Genomic DNA, 17,720 nt, shown 5'->3' on the forward strand with positions numbered 1-17,720 from the left:
ATGTGGACCTTCACCGGCGAAGCGGGCGCCCGGATCGGCCGCGCGCGACGGGGTCGCAACCGCGAGCGGCCCGCCGGATCCCGGTCCGGCGGGCCGCTTCGGGCGGGCGGTGCGACGGGTCAGTACAGGCCGCCGTGGAACATGTTCATGAACAGTGCGACGGCCGAGACGCCGAGCGCGAGCACGGTGACCACCCGCTCCTCCGTGGTCGCCGAGAACATCTGGCTGACCAGGCCGGTCACCACACCGGCCAGCGCGGTCCACGCGCCGAGGATGTGCATGCCCTTGAAGAACGCGCAGATGCCGGCCACCAGCGCGAACAGCACGACGGCGGCGACCAGCGCGTTCTCGCGCGGGTGGGCACGGCCGTCGGAGTTGAGGGTCAGCCGGGGCCGGTGCGCCCCGGCGGGCGCCGCGGGCGCGGCGGACGCTGTGCGGCGGATCGTATGTGCCATCGCACACCTCCGGTGAGTGACTGCGGGACGGACCAATTTGTCCATATATCCATCCCCTGGCGTGACCGCCGTCATGCTCGGATTTCGAGACTGTCTGCCGGTCCGGGTACGCTGTACCGTCCGCTGCACTCTCGGCACCCCCTGAGCGTTTTGCCCAAGGGGCCGCCTTGGCGTGGCGGCGATTACGCAAGCCCTCCTGCCACGGAGATCCCGTGGCCGACTCAGTCCACAGGAGGTGGGTGTTCACATGCGTAGCTATGAACTCATGGTCATCCTCGACGCGGACCTCGAAGAGCGCGCGGTCACGCCGCTGCTCGAGCAGTTCCTCAATGTCATCCGCAACGACGGTGGCAAGGTCGAGAAGATCGACACGTGGGGCCGTCGTCGGCTCTCGTACGAGATCAAGAAGAAGTCCGAGGGCATCTACGCCGTCGTGGACCTGGCCGCGGAGCCCGCGACCGTCAAGGAACTCGACCGTCAGATGAACCTCAACGAGTCGGTGCTGCGGACCAAGGTCCTGCGTCCCGACCAGCGCTAGTCCGAGCTCGCGCACCACCAACCGCACCGCACGACGAAACGCAGCACTGCGCTGAAATCAGCGAAGGGGTCAGCATGGCAGGCGAGACCATCATCACTGTTGTCGGGAACCTGACTGCCGACCCGGAACTGCGCTTCACGCCCAGCGGTGCCGCCGTCGCGAACTTCACCGTGGCGTCCACGCCGCGCACGTTCGACCGTCAGACGAACGAGTGGAAGGACGGCGAAGCGCTGTTCCTCCGCTGTTCGGCCTGGAAGCAGCTGGCCGAGAACGTGGCGGAATCCCTCCAGCGCGGCACGGGCGTCATCGTCCAGGGCCGGCTGAAGCAGCGGTCCTACGAGACCAAAGAGGGCGAAAAGCGCACCGTCGTGGAGCTCGAGGTCGACGAGATCGGCCCGACCCTGAAGTGGGCGACCGCCAAAGTCACCAAGGCGAGCCGCGGAGGCGGCGGCCAGGGTGGCTACGGCGGCGGTCAGCAGGGTGGCGGCTACGGCGGTCAGCAGGGCGGCGGTCAGCAGGGAGGCGGCGGCTACGGCGGTCGTCCCCAGCAGGGCGGTGGCGCACCCGCCGACGACCCGTGGGCCACTCCCGCAGGGGGCGGCCAGCAGCAGGGCGGCGGCGCGGGGGGCTGGGGTCCCCCGCCGGGCGGCTACTCGGACGAACCCCCCTTCTAGGCCGGAGACGGCACCAGGGGCGGGTCGCGACCCGAGCTGAAGACTTCTGAAACGATCTGGAGAGCACAATGGCGAAGGCGCCTGCGCGCAAGCCTAAGAAGAAGGTCTGCGTGTTCTGCAAGGAGAAGATCTCCTATGTGGACTACAAGGACACCAACCTGCTGCGGAAGTTCATTTCCGACCGTGGCAAGATCCGCGCTCGTCGCGTGACCGGTAACTGCACGCAGCACCAGCGTGACGTCGCCGTGGCCGTCAAGAACAGCCGCGAGATGGCGCTGCTGCCGTACACCAGCACTGCTCGCTGAGAAAGGGTGATCTTGTCATGAAGCTCATCCTCACCCACGAGGTGACCGGTCTCGGTGAGCCCGGCGACATCATCGAGGTCAAGGACGGCTACGGCCGCAACTACCTCATCCCGCGCGGCTACGCGATCCGTTGGAGCCGCGGCGGGGAGAAGGACGTGGCGGCCATCCGTCGCGCCCGCAAGGTTCGCGAGATTCGCACGCTCGACCAGGCCACCGAGGTCAAGGGTCGGCTCGCGGGTCTCAAGGTGACGCTCCAGACGCGCGCCGGCGACACGGGCCGACTGTTCGGCTCGGTCACCGTCGCGGACGTCGTGGCGGCCATCAAGGCCGCCGGCGGTCCGGACATCGACAAGCGGCGCGTGGAGATCGGTACTCCGATCAAGACCGTCGGGTCGCACCGCATCACGGTTCGCCTCCACCAGGAGGTGTCGGCCGCGCTCGACCTCGACGTCGTGCCCGCCTGACCCGAATCACCCGAACGGCCCGATCCCCTTGCGGGATCGGGCCGTTCGGCGTTTTCCGAGTACCGAATGAGTAGTGGTACTCATGTCGCGCCCGCCCCCCGAGGCCCAGTCTGGAGATACACGCCGGGTGGGCCGGCGAGGCAAAGGGGCGGGCGGTCATGGCCAGATTCATCCGACAGTGGTTGCTGCGCGTGGTCAGCTTCGCGCTGACCGGGCTGTATCAGCTCTACCGGGTCCATCCCGTGGTGTGGCGCTGGACCGCCACCCACTATCGGCCGTGGATGCAGCGCTTCGCCCGTCGACACGCGTGGATGACCTGCCAGTTCGCCGCGCTCGACGTGCCCGCCTACCGCGACTTCCTGCGGCGGCACCGGTGGCGCTTCCGCTGGTTCGACCTCGCGTCGTATCCGGAGACGTCCAAGGAGAACTACGTCAAGGCGTATCCCGAGGACAGCCGCTGCTGGCTGGGCGCCCTGGAGGTGGCCGGGACCGTGGTGGACGAGTCGTCGGGCTCCTCGGGGACGCCGCACAACTGGCTGCGCTCGCGCCGCGAGCTCAAGTCGGTGCACCGCAACGTGGCCGGCTACACGTCGATGGTCTTCCCACGGCGCAAGTTGTTCGTGATCAACGCCTACTCGATGGGCGCGTGGGCGACCGGCACCAACACCGGAATCGCGATGGCGCGGGTGGCGATGGTGAAGAATACCGGCCCCGACATCGACAAGATCGTGGACACGCTGCGCCACTTCGGGCCGCGCTTCACCTACCTGGTCACCGCGTACCCGCCGTTCCTCAAGCACCTGCGCGACCGGCTGGACGCGGACGGCTTCGACTGGACGCGGCACCGGATGTACGGCTTCGTCGGCGGCGAGGGCATGACCGAGGCGCTGCGCGACTACCTGGAGGAGCGCTTCGTCAAGGTGCGCTCCGGTTACGGCGCCTCCGACCTGACCATAGGGATGGCCGGCGAGAGCGACGCGACGGTGTGGCTGCGCAAGCGGCTGCTGACCGACGAGCGGCTGCGCACCCGGATGCTGGGGCCGGACGAGGGCCGGGTGCCGATGGTCTTCCAGTACAACCCGCTGGAGACCTACCTGGAGACCAACGCCGAGGACGAGGTGATCTGCACGATCAACTCGACCGCGGTGATGAGTCCGAAGGTGCGCTACAACATCGGCGACGAGGGTCGGTTGCTGACCTTCCCGGAGGTCGAGGAGATGATCCGGCCGGACCGCGAGGCGTGGGCCGACTGGGAGCGCGCGGCGCGGGTGGAGGGCATGCGGCTGCCGCTGCTGCTGCTGTTCGGCCGCAAGGACAGCACGATCTCCTACATGGGCGCGAACATCTATCCGCAGGACGTCGAGTACGGGCTCTACCGGGACAACCCGATGGCGGCGCACCTGGAGGGGTTCTGCCTGACCGTCGACGAGTACGCCGACCTGGAGAGCCGTCCGGTGGTCAACCTGCAACTGCGCGACGGGACTTCGCTGGACGAGGCGGATCGGGAAAAGCTCGCCCTGGTGTGCCGCGAGGGTGTGGTGCGGCATCTGGCCCGGGTCAGCCGGGACTTCGCGCAGTCGCTCGCGGAGGATCCGACGGCGGCCGATGTACGGGTGCTGGTCCACGACTTCCGGACCGGGCCGTTCCTGCGCGGCACCACCCGGATCAAGAACGTCTATCTCGTGGAAGGGGAGCAGCGATGAGGACCACCGACTTCTCGGCGGCGCCGCCGCAGGCGCGCGGCGAGGCGATGTTCATCGGGGCCACGCACTACAGCGGTCTGCGTTCGCTGCTCTCGCTGGCCCGGCCGTGGTTGCGGATGGTGCGCACGATGAAGCGCATGGACGGCTACCGCTGGCACAAGGTCTATCTGCAGGGGCCGTTCACCCTGGGCACCATCGCGGTGTTCGCCGACCGTGAGGCGCTGATGCGGTTCGCCCGTACGACCGCGCACCGCGATCTGATGTGCTGGATGACCGATCGGGGCGATCGCAACGGAACGGCGGGGTTCATCCGGCTCTTCGACGCGCAGCCCGGCGGGTACAGCAACGGCGAGTGGCGGGCCGAGGGGCGCGAGATGGCGCACATCGAGGAGTTCACCCCGATCGGGCGCGAGGAGAGCGGCCCGCCGGTGCACCGGAAGGCGAAGAGGTCGTGACGCTCACCGTGGAGCGGGTGGGGTCCCGGCGCGCGTTGCGCGACTTCTGCGCGTTGCCGATGCGGCTGCACCCGAGGGATCGTTATGTGCCGGTGCTGCGCGATCAGGTGCGGCGGTGGGCGCGGGCGGGGATCGAGCTGTATCTGGTGCGCGATCGGGCCGGGCGGGTGGTGGGGCGCACCTGTACGCACACCGAGGCGCGGTTCGACGCCAAGTTGGGTGGGCGGCACCAGCTGTTCGGGCTCACCGAGTTCGCCGAGGACCCGGCGGTGTTCGCCCGGCTGGTGGAACTGATCGAGGAGCGGGCCGTGCGGGCGGGGGCGAAGAGCCTGTTCGGGCCGGTGGCGCTGTTGCCGAACCAGACCGGCGGGGTGATCACGTCGGGGTTCACCGAGCGGGGCTTCGTGGACTCGGCGTGGAATCCGGCGCGGTATCCGGAGACCTACGAACGGGCCGGATTCGCCCGGCGGTTCTCGGCGTCGACGTGGATCTGTCCGGGGTTGGCCGAGCGGGTGGACGATCCGGCGGCGACGTATGTGTTCGACGACGCGCGGATCGCCGCCGAGCAACTGGTGATCCGGCGCGGGTCGCGGCGTCGGCTGGCCGAGCAACTGCCGATCCTGCACACGATGTTGAACGCGAGCTTCGCGCAGCTGGGCTATTACACGCCGATCGCCCTGGACGAACTGCGAGCGCAGACCGAGGGGTTGGCGTATCTGCTGGACGAGTCGCTGCTGTTGTGGCTGGAGCGGGCCGGCGAGCCGGTCGCGTTCACCCTCGCGGTGCCGGACATCTCGGAGTTTTTGATCCGGATCCGCGGCGATCTGCACCTGGGCAACCAGGTGCGGCTGCTGGCGACCCGGGGGCGGTATCGCCGGGAGGCGGTGTTGATCATCAAGGGCACGGTGCCCGGGGCCCAGGGGCGCGGCTACCTCACCCTGCTCGCGCGGGAGCAGTATCGGGCGCTGCGGGCGGGCGGCTACGACACGTTGCGCAGCACGTGGGTCGAGGACGACAACAAGGCGTCGGCGGCGCAGTACCGCCGGATCGGCGGGCGGGAGCTGCACGGGCACACCTTCTACGCGAAGCCGGTCGGGAGTGCCCGATGAGCACCGAACTCGCGGATCTGCTCCGGCTGGCCGGGCGGGCGCCGAGCGCGCACAACACCCAGCCGTGGACGGTGGCGCCGAGTGGCGCTCTGGGCTACGCGTTGTCCTGGGATCCGGCGCGGGCGTTGCCGGTCGGTGATCCCGGGCGGCGGGACCTGTTCCTGGGGCTGGGGGCGTTCGTGGAGGCGTTCTCGATCGCCTCGGCGGCGCTGGGTGTGCCGTTGCGGGTGGAGTGCGCGGGGGCGTCGGAGCGGGAGCGGGGGGTGGTGGCCCGGTTCGTCCGGGCGGACGAGTGTTATCGCACGCCGTTCACGGCGGCGGAGCTGGCCGGGCGGCGCAGTGCGCGGGGGGCGTACGAGCCGGGGGTGCTGCCCGACGCGGTGTTCGCGCAGGCGGTGGGCGCGTTCGCCGGGTCGGCGGGTCTGTGGCGGGGTGGGACCCGGGTGCTGGCGCCGCTGCTCGACGAGGCGGATCGGTGGATGTTCGGGGATCCGGCGCTGGTCGGCGAGTTGCGCCGGTGGTTGCGGTTGCGGGCGGGGCGGGAGTCGGCGCGGGACGGGCTGACCGGGCGGGCGTTGGTGTTGTCCGGGGTGGAGGCGCGGGCGCTGCACGCGGTGTTGCGGCCGGGGGCGTATCGGATGTTGCGGCCGGTGGGTTTGGCGCGGGCGCTGGCGGCGTCCTCGCGGGGGGTGTTGCGCTACGACGGGAGTGTGCTCGTGGTGACCGCGCCGGCCGCGCCCGGGGATCCGGCCGAGTTGCTGGAGCCGGGGCGGGGGTTGTTCCGGTGTTGGTTGACGTTGGCCCGGCACGGCTACGCGACGCATCCGCTGAGCCAGCTCATCGACTGTGCGCGGACGGGCGAGGAGGTGGCGGGTCTGGTGGGGGCGGTGCCGTTGGCGGTGTTCCGGGTGGGGCGGCCGGTGGGCGAGCCGGTGCGGTCGGCGCGGCTGACGGACTGAGGCGGGGCGGGGCGGACGGGCTCGGCGGAGGTCGGGGCGGGTTGTGAAATCGCTCGAAAGAGTGATCGAGCCGGCTTGCCTTGATACCCCTAGGGGGTATAACTTCGTGGTCGTGGAGCCGACGATGGCCTCCGCGTCGAGGAAAGGATCACCGTCATGAGCACCGCCACCTTCACCGTCAGTGGAATGACCTGCGGTCACTGCGTGTCCTCCGTCACCGAGGAGGTCTCCGAGGTGGCGGGCGTGACCGATGTCGCGGTCGAACTGGCCTCGGGTCTGGTCACCGTGACGTCGGCGCAGCCGGTGGACCCCGACGCGGTGCGCGCGGCGGTCGTCGAGGCGGGCTACGAGGTCGTCGGCGCGTGAGGCGAGGCCGTCCCGTCGGTCGCGCCGGCGGGACGGCGGGTTCGCCTTCGGGGATCGGCGTGCTCAGCGGCGGCCGGTCACCAGCCACGCGTCGGCGCGGACCCGATGGCCGAGCAGGATCACCCGGGCGAGCATGAAGGTGCCGATCGCCCACCACCACATCGCGATCAGGCCGCCGCCGAGGGCCAGCACCGTGCCCAGGGCCGCACAGAACGCGGCCAGCACGAGCGGCATGGTGAGCGCGAGATAGCGCCCGTCGCCCGCGCCGATCAGCACGCCGTCCAGGACGAACACCGCGGCGGCCACCGGCTGGAGCGCGGCGACCGCGAGCAGCGCGCCGGCCAGCAGGTGGCGCACCGCCGGGTCGGCCGTGAACAGCGGGATGTACAGCGGACGCGCCGCGACCACCACGATCGCGAACAGCGCCCCCGTCCACACCCCCCACACCAGCATCCGGCGCGTGGCGGCGCGGGCGCCGCTCGCGTCGCCCGCGCCCAGGGCCCGGCCGACGATCGCCTGGGCGGCGATCGCGAGGGCGTCGAGGGCGAAGGCGAGGAAGGTCCACACCTGCCAGGCGACCTGGTGGGTGGCGATCGAGGTGTCGCCCATCCGGGTCGCCGCCACGGTGGCGCCGATCAGGATCGCGCGCAGGCTGACGGTGCGCACGAACAGCGGTGCGCCGGCGCCGGCCGACGCGCGGATGCCGGCGAGGTCGGGGCGCAGCGAGGCGCCGTGCCGACGGGCGCCGCGCACCACGGTGACGAGGTAGACCGCGGCCATGCCGGTCTGGGCGATCACCGTGCCCCACGCGGATCCGGCGATCCCCCAGTGCAGGCCGTACACGAAGCCGAGGTTGAGCAGCAGGTTGGCGGTGAAACCGAGGACCGCCACCAGGAGCGGGGTGCGGGTGTCCTGGAGGCCGCGCAGCACGCCGGTGGCGGCCAGCACGATCAGCATCGCCGGCACGCCGAGCGAGCCGATCCGCAGGTAGGTCACCGCGTGCGGGGCCGCGCTGTCGGAGGCGCCGAAGGCGGCGACGATCCACGGGGCGGTGACCAGGCCGACCACCGTCAGCGCGAGGCCGAGCAGCGCGGCGAGCCAGACGCCGTCCAGGCCCTGGCGGATCGCGGCGCGCGGGTCGCCGGCGCCGAGCAGCCGGGCGACGGCGGCGGTGGTCGCGTAGGCGAGGAACACGCACAGGTTGACCAGGGTGGTCAGCATCGCGCCCGCGACGCCGAGTCCGGCCAGCTGCGGGGTGCCGAGGCGGCCGACGATCGCCGAGTCGACGAGCACGAACAGCGGCTCGGCGACGAGGGCGAAGAACGCGGGGACGGCCAGGCGCAGGATGTCGCGGTCGTGCGCCCGGGGCCGGGGCGTGGGGGTGGGCGCGGTGTCGGGGTGTGGATCGAGCTGCTGTGGATCGAGCGATTGTGGATCGGTCGCCGGAGGGTTCGTCGGCGAGGAGGGGGTGGACGGCACCCGTCCACGGTAGTCATCCACAGGTAAGGGTCACAATGCCGTTCTGGTCATTACCGGCGAGCGCGGGGCGTACGCGGGTGCACACGTGGGGCGATAGCCGCATGATTCGCCCAACAGTTTTTCACATACACAGCCGGTGGATAGAGAAGTCGCAGGTCAGAGCCGGTTTGTGGACATGATTGCGAAGCGTTGACGGCCGACTGCGCACAGCTTGTACACAGCTGGACCCGTCCCCCTCCACAGGTTGTCCACAGTTATCCACAGGCCCTGTGTATGACCGCCTTGGCCGGCCGGGGGTCCACCCGTACGGTGAAGGGCCGCATGCCGCGTCGTGCGGCGATTCTGTCGGCCGTGTGGCGTATGAAGGACACGGTGATTGCGGTGCGATCTCGCACGAGCCTTGTCGAAAGGAGACCCCGGGCATGAGCGTCTCCGAGTTCGAAGAGGCCCGGCCCGAACCGGCCCGCGAAGGATTCGAGCGGACCCCGCCGCAGGACATCGCGGCCGAACAGTCGGTCCTCGGCGGCATGATGTTGTCCAAGGACGCGATCGCCGACGTCGTGGAGAACCTCAAGCCGGTCGACTTCTACCGGCCCGCCCACGAACTCGTCTACAACGCGATCCTGGACCTGTACGCCCGGGGCGAACCGGCCGACGCGGTCACCGTCGCCGCCGAGTTGACCAAGCGCACCGAGATCGGCCGGGTGGGCGGCGCCCCGTACCTGCACACCCTGATCTCGTCCGTGCCGACCGCGGCCAACGCCGAGTACTACGCGCGGATCGTGCGCGAACAGGCGGTGCTGCGCCGCCTGGTCGAGGCGGGCACCCGGATCGTGCAGATGGGATACGCGGCCGACGGCGAGGTCGACGACATCGTCAACAACGCCCAGGCCGAGGTGTACAAGGTCACCGAGCAGCGCACCACCGAGGACTACGCCCCGCTGGCCGACATCATGGAGGGCGCCCTCGACGAGATCGAGGCGATCGGCTCCCGCGGCGGCCAGATGTCCGGCATCCCCACCGGCTTCACCGACCTGGACTCCCTCACCAACGGCCTCCACGCCGGCCAAATGATCGTCATCGCCGCCCGCCCCGCCATGGGCAAGGCATTGGCGCTGGACACTCCGCTACCGACGCCCAATGGCTGGACCACGATGGGCGAGGTGCGGGTCGGCGACCTGTTGATCGGGGCCGACGGAGCGCCGACGCGTGTGGTGGCGGCCACTGAGGTGCTGAACGATCGGCCGTGCTACGAGGTGGAGTTCTCCGACGGCGCGGTGATCGTCGCGGACGGCGCCCACCAGTGGGTGACCGAGACCCGGGCCGAGCGTCGCGCGGTGCGGGACCACGCCCCGGAAGCGAGCCGCGGCGCGGTACGTACCACGGAGGAGATCGCGGCCACCGTGCGGTGCGCGACGGCCGATCGCCGACTGAACCACGCCGTCCGGGTCGCCGCCCCGGCGCGCCTCCCGGAACGGGCCCTCATGTTGCCGCCCTACGTGCTCGGCGCGTGGCTGGGCGACGGACACAGCGCGGGCAGTCGATTCACCACGGCCGATCCCGAGCTGATCGACAACATCGAACGCGAGGGCATCCGCGCCCTCCCGACCTCGAGCCCGATGTTGTACAACCTCCGTCTGCCGGAACCCAAGGCCGTCGCCGAGCGTGCCTGCGTGGTCTGTGGGAAACCGTTCGTGCCACGCACCTCGCAGGTGCGCTCGTGTGGCAAGTCCTGCGGTGGCCGGGCGAAGGCGGTCTCGGCGCCGGTCGCCGAGCCCACATGTGCCGATTGCGGGCGACCCTCCCGTGGGCTTGTGCGGTGCCAGGCATGCCGGGACCGACACGGGACCGTCCCAGCGATCCTGCGCACGCTCGGAGTCTTGAACGACAAGCACATTCCCGAGGACTACCTGCGGGCGTCCGAAGCGCAGCGGCGAGCTCTCCTCGCGGGGCTGCTCGACACCGACGGCTACGTGAGTCCGAGTGGGACCGTGCAGTTCGCCGTGACCAACCGCAGGCTCGCCGAGGACACTCTCGAACTCGTGCTGAGCCTGGGTTATCGCGCAACGATGCGTACCAAGCCGGTCAAGGGACGCAACGCCGAGACGTCGATCTGCTACCAGGTGAACTTCACGCCCGCGGACAAGGTCTTTCGGCTGACCCGCAAAATCGCCCGGCAGAGCACCCTCGCCTACCCGACCACCCGGCTGCGCTACATCGCCGCGGTGCGGCGGATCGACTCGGTGCCGGTGCGCTGCGTCGAGGTGGACAACGCGGACCATCTCTACCTGGCGGGCCGGGCGTGGATCCCGACCCACAATTCGACCCTCGGCCTCGACATCGCGCGCGCGTGTTCGATCAGGAATGGGCTTTCCAGTGTGATCTTCTCGCTGGAGATGGGGCGCAACGAGATCATGATGCGTCTGCTGTCGGCGGAGGCGCGGGTCGCGTTGCATCACATGCGGTCGGGGAGCATGACCGACGACGACTGGACCCGGCTGTCACGCAAGATGGGCGAGGTCACCGCGGCGCCGATGTACATCGACGACTCGCCGAACCTGTCGATGATGGAGATCCGGGCCAAGTGCCGCCGGCTCAAGCAGAAGCACGACCTGCGCCTGGTGATCATCGACTACCTCCAGCTGATGCAGTCGGGCGGCTCGCGCCGGGCCGAGAACCGCCAGCAGGAGGTCTCCGAGATGTCGCGAAACCTCAAGCTCCTGGCCAAGGAGCTGGAGGTCCCGGTGGTCGCGATGTCCCAGCTCAACCGCGGCCCCGAGCAGCGCACCGACAAGAAGCCGATGGTCTCCGACCTGCGTGAAAGTGGTTCGATCGAGCAGGACGCCGACATGGTCATCCTGTTGCATCGTGAGGACGCGTACGAGAAGGAGTCGCCCCGGGCCGGGGAGGCGGACCTGATCGTGGCCAAGCACCGCAACGGCCCGACGGCGACGATCACCGTGGCGTTCCAGGGGCACTACTCGCGCTTCGTGGACATGGCCCAGAGCTGAGACCCGGGCCGGTCACGGGGTTGGGGTGAAGGCCCTGCGGGTGTGGGCGAGGAGTTCGCGGACGGCCGGGTTGTGGGTGTGTTTCCAGACCAGGGCCAACAGGGCCGGGGTTTGTACGTCGGCGATGGTGCGGGCGAGCAGGCGGTCGGCGTAGTGGGCGGCCATGGATTGGCTGAGGACGCCGACCGCCAGGCCGCGGGCGGCGAGGTCGGCGATCGCGTCCGCCGCGCTGGCCTCCAGCGCGATCCTGGGGTGCAGGTCGTGGGCCGTGCAGGCCCGGTCGAGGACGGTGCGCAGGCCGGTGCCAGGGGGCATGCAGGTGATCGGGTGGGCGGTCAGGTCGGACAGGGTGATCCGGGAGCGGGCCGCCAGCGGGTGGTCGGGCGGGAAGACCGCGACGAGGCGTTCGTTGATGATCGTCATCGCCTCCAGGTCCTCGGGCGTGGCGGCGGCGACTCCGATCAGGGCCAGGTCGGTGGCGCCGGTGCGGACGTCGTGGGTGAGGGAGTCGGAGTTGTCCTCCTGGAGCGCGATCTCCACCCCGGGATGTGCCCGGTGGAAGGCGGCCAGGGCGTCGAACAGCGGGGTGATGGTGCAGCCGATGACCATGCCGACGGTGACCCGGCCCCGGATCAGGTCGGTCACCTCGCCGACCGCCTGACCGACCGACCCGGCGGCGGCCAGTGCGGCGCGGGCGTATTCGAGCGCGGCCTTGCCCGCCACGCTGAGCGTGACGCCGCGCGCCGAGCGCTCGAACAGCTCGGCGCCAAGCTCGCGTTCCAGCTGTCGGATCTGCGCGCTGACCCCCGACTGACTGATGTGCACCCGCTCGGCCGCGCGGGTGAAGTTGCGCTCCTCGGCGACCGCGACGAAGTATTCGAGCTGCCTCAGTTCCATGACTGTGGATTCTAGCTTTCAGAATTCCAATCTGTTGGATTTCTGGCAAAGCGCTGCCCAGACTGGGTGCCGGGGAGCCGCACCGGGCCTGCCCCCGCCCCGTCGCCTTCACCGGAAACAGGTATCGACATGCGCAAGTGGCTGCCTCTGATCACGGTGTGCCTGGGCACGTTCATGCTGCTCATCGACGTCACGATCGTGAACGTCGCGCTCCCGGACATGGTCGGCGACCTGGACGCGTCCTTCGGGGCGCTGCAATGGGTCGTCGACGCCTACGCCCTCGCCCTGGCCGCGTTCGTGCTCGGCGCGGGCTCGATCGCCGACCGCTTCGGCCACCGGCCGATCTACGTCGGCGGGCTCGCGCTGTTCGCGCTGTCGTCCCTGGCCTGCGGGCTCGCACCCGACACGGGGGTGCTGATCGGCGCCCGGAGCGTACAGGGCGTCGGTGCGGCGGCGATGTTCGCCACCACCTTCGCCCTGCTCAACAGCGCCTACACCGGGCGGGACCGGGGCAGCGCGTACGGCGTCTGGGGGGCGGTCGCGGGCGCCTCTGCGGCGGTCGGCCCGATCCTGGGCGGGCTGCTCACCCAGGGGGTGTCGTGGCGCTGGATCTTCTTCGTCAACCTGCCGGTCAGCGCGGTGGCCGTCGTGTTGTGCCTGCGGGTACTGGTGCCTGTCCGGCCGACGGTCGCGGGTCGGCTCGACCTCGCCGGCATGGTCGGCTTCACCGTCGCGGCGGCCGCCGCCACGTACGCGCTGATCCGGGCGAACGAGGACGGCTGGTCGGACGCCGGAGTCCGGTGGCTGCTGGTCGCCTCGGTCATCGCGCTCACCGGCTTCACGGTGATCGAAGTGCGTTCCGAGCAGCCCCTGTTCGACCTCGCGCTGCTGCGCAACCGCACGTTCGTCGGGGTGCTGCTCGCGGGCTTCCTGCTCACCTTCGCGGCCTTCGCCGGCTTCTCCTACACCTCGATCTGGCTCCAGACCGTGCGCGGGATGAGCCCGATCGGCGCGGGGCTGACCGGGCTGCCGATGTCGATCGTCGCGTTCGCGGTCTCCGCGGGGCTCGGTCGGGTGCTGCACGGTCGGCGCCCCGATCTGGTGATCGGCGGTGGGCTGCTCGCGGTCGGCGCCGGGGGGTTGCTGACCGCGGCGCTTGTGCACGGCTCGGCGGGGTGGCCGGCGCTGGTGCCGGGCTTCGCGCTGGTCGGCGTGGGGGTGGGGATGGCCACGCCGATCCTGGGTTCGGTGTCGATGTCGTCGGTGCCGGCGACGCGGGGCGGGATGGCCGCCGGCGCGGTCAACACCACCCGACAGTTGGGCTTCGCCTTCGGTATCGCGGTCCTGGGCAGCGTGTTCACCGCCCGGGTGCGGACCGAGCTGTCCGGGCGCGGCCTGGCCGACCCGGCGGGCGCCGCGCATAGGATCGCCGGCGGGCAGACGCCCGCCCTCGTGCACGCCGCCCCGCCGGAGCGCCGAATGTCGGTGGACGGCGCGGCGCACTCGGCGGCGGCGGCCGGTGTCCAGGCGACCTACCTCGTGGCGGGCCTGGTCGCAGTGGTGGCCGCGGTGCTCGTCACGCTCCTGATGCGGCCCGGCCGGAAGCCGGCGACCGCCCCCGAGGAGGCCGCCCCGCTCGCGTCGCCGGCGGCGGGCTGAGGCCGCCCGGCCGGTCGGGGTCAGGCGCCGATCAGGACCTTCGGGTCGCCGGTGCGCCAGATGTTTTCCACGTACAGGTGACGCATTGCCCAGGCGTCGCCGGTGCGGACCAGGTCGACGGCGTACCGGTTCTTCAGGAGCAGGTGTCGCCCGTGGTCGCCGGTCGGCAGGTGCTGGGCCTCGACCAGGGCGGTCAGGCGGGCCCGGTCGCCGGTGATCCCGATGCGCGTGTTGTCCACCGTGTGGGTGGTGTCGAGCCGGACGTCCGGGTTGAAGTGCACCGCCTCGATCGCCTCGATGCCGACCATCACCGGTACCTCCAGGCCGAGTTCGGCGGCGACCGGGCGGAAGTCGAACTCGGCGTCCGGGGTGAAGGCGCTCCGGAACAGGTCCCGGTCCTTCAGGTCGAAGCCGAGGCCGAAGCGCAGCAGCGCGTCCACGATCTCCGCCCGGTCGCGCAGTTCGCGGACGATCGTGGCGGTGTCGGTCGTGGCGCCGGCGGTGAGTGCGGTGGGGCGGGTGACGAACATCCGGACTCCTCGGGTGGTGGCTCTGGTCGGGCTCCTCTCCAGCCTCGGTGCGGATCGGGGGTGAGTGGGGGTGGGTGAGGGGGTGATCGGTCCGGCGCCGGGGGTGAGCCGGCCCAGGCGGGCCTGGGCCCACCTCGGGTGGGGGTCCGGCGCAGTGTTTCCGAAATCGTGCGGAACCAGACTCGTGGCGCGGGGCCGGAGGGGCCGGGCGGGGACGGACGGCTGTCCGGCTCGGCCCTGCTGCGGGCGCACGCGGTGTGGACGCGGAGCCTGCTCGGCCCGGTGTCCGCGAAGGAGCACGGCGTGATGCCGGTCGCGTACCCCGCCGCCGCGTAGCTCGCGCTCGCGCACCCCGACCCTCCGACAGCCGCCGCCCGCCGGGACGCCCTCCGCCCCGGCGGCGGCGTGCGTGGCCGGGTCCCCGGCGAGCGGCGGGTGTACCGGGGAGGCGGCGGCGGTCCACGGGCTCCCTCCCCCGGAAGGCCGCGGACCGCTCGCTCCCCCTACGGCGGGTCCCGGGGCACGGGGTCTGTTCGGGCCCGCCGCATGGATGTGATCGTGTCCGGTCGCGCTTGGTGTGCGGTGGGTTCGTGCTTGGTCCTCGTGCGGGTCTTCGTGCCGGATGTTCGTGCGAACCCGCGTGCAAAGACGTTCATCCCCGGGCACGAGATGTGTCTACTCCCGATGGAGTAGGAGGTCGTGGAGGCGTCTGCGAGGGCGGTGCGCGGCTGTAGTCCCCGGGGCGGAACTTGTGCTCCGGGGCCCGATTTCGTTTGAAGTGGTCGGCGCCGCCTGCCTACCGTCGACGCTGACACCACCAGCGTTCTCTCGGTTCGTGCGGCGATCGGCACGCCTTGTGAATCGGATCACAAGGCGTCCTCGGGGGCCGGTCACACCGTGGGATCGCCCACGCGACCGAGGAGAGATCAATGTTCGGACGACTCGGCAGGCTCGTCGTCCACAACCCCTGGAAGGTGATCGCGGCCTGGCTGATAGCCGCGATCGCCCTCGTCATGTTCGCGCCGAAGCTGAGCGATCTGACCAACCAGGACCAGTCGAGCTTCCTGCCCGGCAAGTACGAGTCCGTACAGGCCCAAGACCTCGCCGAGAAGGCCTTCCCGCAGTCCACCGAGCAGACCGCGCTGCTGGTCTTCAAGCGTGCCGACGGCAAGAACCTGACCGAGGCCGACAAGAGCACGGTCAAGGACATCACCGGCAGGCTGGGCGCGGCCGGCGTCGAGCACGTCAGCAAGGTCGAGGCGGGCGCCGCCAAGGACCGGATCGCCCTGGGCACCGCCTACATCAAGGGCGAACAGCAGGACAAGTTCGTCAACGAGGCGCTGAAGAAGCTCCGCGACAAGGCGAAGCCGATGGTCGAAAAGACCGACCTCAAGCTCGGCTTCACCGGCAGCGTGGCGATCAACGTCGACAACGAGGACGCCTTCAAGAAGGCCGAGGCGATCGTCGGCATCGTCACGATCGTGCTGATCATCGTGCTGCTCCTGGCGATCTACCGCAGTCCGATCGCGGCCCTGCTGCCGGTGCTCATGGTCGCGCTGGTGTCGATGGTCGCCTCGCCCGTGATCGCGATCGTCGGCAAGGCCACCGGTCTGCAGGTGGACCAGTCGCTGAACACGATCCTGATCGTGGTGTTGTTCGGCATCGGCACCGACTACATCCTCTTCCTGCTCTTCCGCTACCGGGAACGACTGCGCGCGGGCGACGACAGGAAGGAGGCGATGATCGTCTCCGTCGAGCGGGTGGGCGAGGCCATCGCCTCGGCCGCCGGCGCCGTGGTGATCGCCTTCGGCGCGATGTTGCTCGCCACATTCGGCTCGTTCAAGTCGATGGGCCCGGGTCTGGCCATCGCGGTGATCGTGATGGCGATCGCCGCGCTGACCCTGGTGCCCGCCGTGGTGTCGCTGATCGGCCCGAAGGTGTTCTGGCCGTCCAAGACCTGGCAGCACCAGCCCAAGGGCACCGCCTTCCACCGGATCGGCGGCCTGGTCGGGCGCAAGCCGGTCGCGGTGGCCCTGGTCGCCGGCGTGGTCATGGTGGCCTTCGCCGCCGGCGCGCTGAACTTCAAGGCCGACTACGACCAGCTCGGTCAGCTGCCCGGGGACACCGAGTCGGCCAAGTCGATGAAGGACATGCAGCTCGACTTCGCGGCGGGCACGCTCAACCCGACGCAGATCTACCTCAAGAGCACCGACGGCAAGCCGATCGACAAGGGCGCGGCGGAGCGCTTCGCCCTGTCGTTCAAGGGCGTCGAGGGCGTCGGCGACCTGAACGAGGCCGGCGAGGACGCGAACGGTTCGCACGTCAAGGTCAGCGGCGACGGGATGTCCGCCGAGATCGCCATCGTGCTCAAGGAGAGCCCGTTCGCGAACAAGGCGCTGGACAGCATCGACCCGCTGCGCGACTTCGCGCACGCCCACCAGCCGGAGGGCACCAAGGCGATGGTGGGCGGCCAGACCGCGGCCTTCACCGACATCCGCGAGGCCACCAACCGCGACCTGTCGGTGATCTTCCCGGTCGCCGGTCTGCTGATCGCGCTGGTGCTCGGCCTGCTGCTGCGCAGCGTGGTGGCCCCGTGGTACCTGATGCTGGCGGTGGTCCTGGGCTTCATCTCGACGATCGGCGCGACGGTCCTCGTCTTCCAGACGCTGGCCGGCAACTCCGGCGTGATGTTCATGCTGCCGGTGATGATCTACATGTTCGTGGTCGCCATCGGCACCGACTACAACATCCTGATGGTCGCCCGCCTGCGCGAGGAGGCCAAGGAGGGACACGAGCCGAGGCGGGCCGCCGCGCTGGCCGTCGAGCACGCGGGTCCCTCGATCGCCGCCGCGGGTGTCATCCTGGCAGGGACGTTCGCGTCGCTCATGATGGCGGGCATCGACATGATGACCCAGATGGGCTTCGCGGTCTCGGTCGGGATCTGCATCTCGGCGTTCGTGATGTCGATGTTCCTGGTGCCCTCGGTGACCGCCCTGATCGGGCATGCCGCGTGGTGGCCGGGACACGGCGACCGGGCGACGGGGCGGGTCGGCCGGGGCGAGGAGGACAGGAAGCCGGTGTTCGCCGGGGACCGGTGACCCGGTAGGACCGAGGAG

Annotated in this window: 17 protein-coding genes; 13 read left to right on the forward strand and 4 right to left on the reverse strand. The window is 70.4% G+C overall.

Features of this window, described 5'->3' with window-relative positions; translation table 11 throughout:
* Positions 1–119: 119 nt before the first annotated feature.
* On the reverse strand, positions 120–455 hold the full coding sequence (locus ACH4XV_RS32000) for a hypothetical protein (protein WP_395795810.1): 336 nt from the start codon (positions 453–455) through the stop codon (positions 120–122).
* A gap of 247 nt (positions 456–702) precedes the next feature.
* Between ACH4XV_RS32000 and rpsF the strand changes: the two genes are divergently transcribed.
* From rpsF to ACH4XV_RS32045, 9 genes are all read left to right on the forward strand, one after another.
* Positions 703–993, forward strand: a complete 291-nt coding sequence (rpsF, locus tag ACH4XV_RS32005) for a 30S ribosomal protein S6 (RefSeq protein WP_020557172.1) — start codon at positions 703–705, stop codon at positions 991–993.
* A 74-nt stretch (positions 994–1,067) separates the two neighbouring features.
* Positions 1,068–1,667 carry a single-stranded DNA-binding protein gene (locus tag ACH4XV_RS32010; protein WP_395795811.1) on the forward strand — a complete coding sequence of 200 codons (600 nt, stop codon included), beginning with the start codon at positions 1,068–1,070 and terminating at the stop codon, positions 1,665–1,667.
* A gap of 68 nt (positions 1,668–1,735) precedes the next feature.
* The gene (gene rpsR / locus ACH4XV_RS32015) at positions 1,736–1,972 is read left to right on the forward strand and encodes a 30S ribosomal protein S18 (protein ID WP_020557174.1); all 237 of its coding nucleotides are present in this window, start codon (positions 1,736–1,738) and stop codon (positions 1,970–1,972) included.
* 17 nt (positions 1,973–1,989) lie between these two features.
* On the forward strand, positions 1,990–2,436 hold the full coding sequence (rplI, locus tag ACH4XV_RS32020; RefSeq protein ID WP_078976286.1) for a 50S ribosomal protein L9: 447 nt from the start codon (positions 1,990–1,992) through the stop codon (positions 2,434–2,436).
* 158 nt (positions 2,437–2,594) lie between these two features.
* Entirely contained in the window at positions 2,595–4,139 is a 1,545-nt protein-coding gene (locus ACH4XV_RS32025) for a phenylacetate--CoA ligase family protein (RefSeq protein ID WP_395795812.1), read from the forward strand.
* Positions 4,136–4,594, forward strand: a complete 459-nt coding sequence (locus ACH4XV_RS32030; protein WP_395795813.1) for a DUF4188 domain-containing protein — start codon at positions 4,136–4,138, stop codon at positions 4,592–4,594. The genes ACH4XV_RS32025 and ACH4XV_RS32030 overlap by 4 nt, the downstream gene beginning before the upstream one ends.
* Positions 4,591–5,703, forward strand: coding sequence for a hypothetical protein (locus ACH4XV_RS32035; protein ID WP_395795814.1), 1,113 nt, complete (start codon positions 4,591–4,593; stop codon positions 5,701–5,703). The genes ACH4XV_RS32030 and ACH4XV_RS32035 overlap by 4 nt, the downstream gene beginning before the upstream one ends.
* Positions 5,700–6,662, forward strand: a complete 963-nt coding sequence (locus ACH4XV_RS32040; protein WP_395795815.1) for a hypothetical protein — start codon at positions 5,700–5,702, stop codon at positions 6,660–6,662. The genes ACH4XV_RS32035 and ACH4XV_RS32040 overlap by 4 nt, the downstream gene beginning before the upstream one ends.
* A gap of 156 nt (positions 6,663–6,818) precedes the next feature.
* A complete protein-coding gene (locus ACH4XV_RS32045) occupies positions 6,819–7,028 on the forward strand; it encodes a heavy-metal-associated domain-containing protein (RefSeq protein WP_078976282.1) in 210 nt (69 codons plus the stop codon).
* Between the two features lie 63 nt (positions 7,029–7,091).
* Here ACH4XV_RS32045 and ACH4XV_RS32050 read toward each other — a convergent pair whose 3' ends face one another.
* Complete coding sequence (locus tag ACH4XV_RS32050) at positions 7,092–8,375, reverse strand: MATE family efflux transporter (protein WP_395795885.1); 1,284 nt, start codon at positions 8,373–8,375, stop codon at positions 7,092–7,094.
* 554 nt (positions 8,376–8,929) lie between these two features.
* Here ACH4XV_RS32050 and dnaB point away from each other — a divergent pair.
* Positions 8,930–11,518: a replicative DNA helicase gene (gene dnaB, locus ACH4XV_RS32055; protein WP_395795816.1), complete on the forward strand. Its 2,589-nt coding sequence runs from the start codon at positions 8,930–8,932 to the stop codon at positions 11,516–11,518.
* Between the two features lie 12 nt (positions 11,519–11,530).
* Here the strand turns inward: dnaB and ACH4XV_RS32060 are convergent, their stop codons facing one another.
* Positions 11,531–12,415, reverse strand: coding sequence for a LysR family transcriptional regulator (locus ACH4XV_RS32060; RefSeq protein ID WP_395795817.1), 885 nt, complete (start codon positions 12,413–12,415; stop codon positions 11,531–11,533).
* 129 nt (positions 12,416–12,544) lie between these two features.
* On the opposite strand from ACH4XV_RS32060, the gene ACH4XV_RS32065 reads away from it, so the two are divergent.
* Positions 12,545–14,074: an MFS transporter gene (locus ACH4XV_RS32065; RefSeq protein ID WP_395795818.1), complete on the forward strand. Its 1,530-nt coding sequence runs from the start codon at positions 12,545–12,547 to the stop codon at positions 14,072–14,074.
* Positions 14,075–14,094: 20 nt separating this feature from the next.
* On the opposite strand, the gene ACH4XV_RS32070 is transcribed toward ACH4XV_RS32065, so the two are convergent.
* Positions 14,095–14,604, reverse strand: a complete 510-nt coding sequence (locus ACH4XV_RS32070; protein ID WP_395795819.1) for a nuclear transport factor 2 family protein — start codon at positions 14,602–14,604, stop codon at positions 14,095–14,097.
* Positions 14,605–14,772: 168 nt separating this feature from the next.
* Between ACH4XV_RS32070 and ACH4XV_RS32075 the strand changes: the two genes are divergently transcribed.
* Together ACH4XV_RS32075 and ACH4XV_RS32080 are read left to right on the forward strand one after the other, a co-directional pair.
* Complete coding sequence (locus tag ACH4XV_RS32075; RefSeq protein WP_395795820.1) at positions 14,773–14,940, forward strand: hypothetical protein; 168 nt, start codon at positions 14,773–14,775, stop codon at positions 14,938–14,940.
* Positions 14,941–15,533: 593 nt separating this feature from the next.
* Positions 15,534–17,702: an MMPL family transporter gene (locus ACH4XV_RS32080; protein WP_395795821.1), complete on the forward strand. Its 2,169-nt coding sequence runs from the start codon at positions 15,534–15,536 to the stop codon at positions 17,700–17,702.
* Positions 17,703–17,720: the final 18 nt, after the last annotated feature.

Source organism: Embleya sp. NPDC020630 (genome assembly GCF_044334985.1).
GTDB lineage: Bacteria > Actinomycetota > Actinomycetes > Streptomycetales > Streptomycetaceae > Embleya.